Below are 3182 nucleotides of genomic sequence, written 5' to 3'. Positions count from 1 at the left end.
ACACGCGATGCCCCGCCTCCCCCACGCCGCCCTCCGCCTGGCGCTCGTCGCGCTTCCCCTGGGGCTGGCCGGCCCGGCCGCGGCGCAGAGTCCCGCGAAGGACTACCTGTTTCAGGAGCAACGCTTCAGCCGGGCCTGCCGGCCTCCCCTCAAGTACGCCGCCGGCGCCTGCGTCCGGCGCTGTCCGGCCGGCTTCGAGGATATGGGCCGCACCTGTCGGCAGCGGAGCATGCGGGGCGGCGCCGGCGGGCGGTAGCCGCGTCGGACCCCACCGCGACCCGATCGTCCCGTGCGCCTGCGGCGCGCGCGTGCGGGACCCGGTGCCTGGCCACCCCTTGCCATCCGGGCGCCCTTGCTCTCATATGAGAACAGAGAGTGAACTCGGCGGTGTCCGAGCAGGTGTCGACGAGGGGAGTCAGAGCAGCATGGCCCGCTACCGCTTCCACTGCACCAACGGCCGCGAATGCGTCTTCGACGCCGTCGGGAACGACATCCGGGCGCCGCATCGCCTGCTGCGCCGGGCCGAGGCGGTGGCGCGGGAGGTGATGCGCAGCCTCGGCGAGCAAGGGGACTGGGCGGAGTGGCACGTGACCGTCCACGACCTGCGCGGCCGGCGCGTCCTCGTCCGGCCCTTCCTGTCCGTCGAGCCCCCGGCGCAGGGCCGGGACCGGCCGGGACGGACGGCGCAGCGCGCCCGGTTCCGGGACGGAGACGGCCTCGGGCAGGCCGCCTGAGCGTCAGCGCACCATTCCATGTCTCCTGCCTCGCCCGTGTCTCCTGCCCCGCCCATATCCCCTGCCCAGCCCATGTCTCCCGCCCCGCCCGGCCGCACGCTGTTCTTCTTCGAGAAGCCGTCGGCGATGCGTCAGCTCCAGCGCTACTTCCGCTCGCCCGGCACCGTCTGCGTCGCGGCCGAGGGGCACCTGCTCGCCGCCGAGGAGCCGGGCCGGATCCGGCCGGACTGGAAGGCCTGGCAGTTCGAGACCCTGCCGATCGTCCTCGACACCCTGCCGGTGATCTGCGGCACCAACCGGTCCGGCCAGTCGCATGCGGGCAAGCTCGCGGCGATCGGCCAGGCCCTGCGGGGCGTCGAGCGCGTCATCATCGCCACCGATCCGGGGCGGGAGGGCTCGATGATCGCCTGGGAGGTGCTGGAGCATCTCGGCTGGCGCGGCCGGGTCGACCGCCTCAAGCTCGGCGCCCTCGACGACGTCTCGGTCCGGCGGGCCTTCGCCACCCTGGCCCGGGAGCCGGAATCCGGCGAGCGGGACTACGCCGCCTACCTGGAGGCGCTGTGCCGGCAATACGAGGATTACCATCTCGGCCTCAACGGCACGCGGGCGATCTCCCTGCGCCTGCGCCCGCCCGCCTTCCGCGAACCCTGGCGCTTCGGCGGCGTGCAGACGCCGACGCTGGCCATCCTGGCGGACCTCGAGGCGCGCATCCGGGCCTTCGTCCCGCAGGACTTCTTCAAGGTGGCGCTGCACGCCGAGACCGGCACGGGGGCGGCCCTGACCCTGTGGCACCTGCCGAAGGAGCGGATCTTCGAACGCGCCGCGGCCGAGACCATCCGGGCGGCGGCGGCCGCGTGGTCCGGCCCCCTCGGCGTGACGCAGCGCGACGTGCGCCGGGCGCCGCCGCGCCTGTTCTCCAAGGACACCCTGGCCCGGCGCTGCGCCAAGCGCTTCGGCTGGGACCCGCAGCACACGGCGCGGCTCGCGCAGGATCTCTACGACCAGGGCTACCTGAGCTATCCGCGCACCGAGTCGGACAGCCTGCCGGACGGACAGGCGGGGGATGCCGGTGCGGTGATGGCCGCCATCGCCTCCGTGCTGCCGGACCTCCGGGCCCTGCTGACCGCGGAACCGCCCGTCATCCGGCGCGGGGCACGGGGGCACTACGTCAAGGATCCGGGCGAGCACCACGCCATCGTGCCCCTCCGCAAGGTGCCGGAGCGCGGGCGCCTCGAGGCGGACCTCGCCCGCCTCTGGGAGCTCGTGGCCAAGGCCTATGGCGCCGCCCACCTGCCCGACGGCATCGATGCGCGCACGGAGGTCGTGGCCGAGGTGCCGACGCCCCTCGGCGCCAAGCGCTTCGCGGTCAGCGGACGCGTCGTGCGCGTGCCGGGCTGGCGCGCCCTCTACGGGGCCGAGGCCGAGGGCGAGGCCGATCTCGTTCCGGGCAAGGCCCGACCCGAGGACGAGGCGCGCGCCACCCGCCTGCCCGCCTTGCGCGACGGGGAGGCGGCCAAGGCCGCGGGGGCCGAGATTGCCGAGGCCGTGACCGAGCCGCCCCGCCGGATCACCCGGGGCGAGCTTCCCGTGGTGATGGGCCGCCTGATCGACCAGGTGGACGATCCGGCGGCGAAGCGGGCCCTGGAGAATCCCGTCAACCCGAACGAGCCGAAGGGGCTCGGCACGGCCGCGACCCGGGACACCATCCTGCCCAAGCTCCTGAAGAGCCACTACCTCGCCCTCGGGGACGGCAAGGACCCGGCCCTCACGGTGACCGAGGTGGGGCTCGCCTTCATCGCGGCAGTGCGGCGGGTGTTCCCGGCCTATGGCGACCCGGTGGGCCGGGCCACGTTCGAGGCGGAGCTCGCCGAGATCGGCCGGGCTCCCACGCGGGTCGAGGCGCGGGCGCGGGCGGAGGCCTTCCGGCAGCGCACCCGCAGCCGCCTCGACGGCCTGATCGCCGCCATCGCGCAGGCGGAGGTGGTCAGCCTGGACCCGAGCCTGATCCCGCCGTCGGGGGGGCGCGGCCCGGCGGGGGGCGGGGATCGTCCGCCGACGCCCGCCATGGTCGCCTTCGCGGTGGCGCTGGCGGCCCGCAAGGGCATCGCGCTGCCCCGCGGCTGCAAGAGCAGCCTCGCCCGCTGCCGGGTCTTCCTGGATGCCGAGGCCAGTCCCGCCGCGTCACGCACGGCGGCGCCGGGCGCGGATCGCGGGTTGCGTCCCCCCAGCGCGGCGATGCTGCGCTATGCCCGCACCCTCGCGGTGGAGCGCGGCCTGGATTGCCCACCCGAGATCGAGACGCAGTTCGAGGCCTGTCGCCGGTTCCTCGACGTCCACGCGGCGCCGACGGGGACGGGTTCGACCGCGCGCCAGGCGAGGCCGGGGCCTGTCAAGACGACGCCCGGCGGTGCGGCCGGCAAGGGGGCCGGCAAGGGGGCTGGCAAGGGG

Annotated in this window: 3 protein-coding genes; all 3 read left to right on the top strand. The window is 75.2% G+C overall.

The window, feature by feature from the left end; translation table 11 throughout:
• The first annotated feature begins 7 nt into the window (after nt 1-7).
• Nucleotides 8-256: a hypothetical protein gene (locus AC0IY1_RS25230; RefSeq protein ID WP_055953935.1), complete on the top strand. Its 249-nt coding sequence runs from the start codon at nt 8-10 to the stop codon at nt 254-256.
• Nucleotides 257-425: 169 nt separating this feature from the next.
• Entirely contained in the window at nt 426-734 is a 309-nt protein-coding gene (locus tag AC0IY1_RS25225; protein ID WP_244477342.1) for a DUF6894 family protein, read from the top strand.
• Nucleotides 735-806: 72 nt separating this feature from the next.
• On the top strand, nt 807-3182 hold a 2376-nt coding region (locus AC0IY1_RS25220; RefSeq protein ID WP_471773312.1), incomplete at its 3' end, for a type IA DNA topoisomerase.

The sequence above is a fragment of the Methylobacterium sp. AC690 genome, assembly GCF_979256535.1.
Note: the sequence above shows the minus strand (reverse complement) of the source record. Positions and strands in the feature narration are given on the sequence as shown.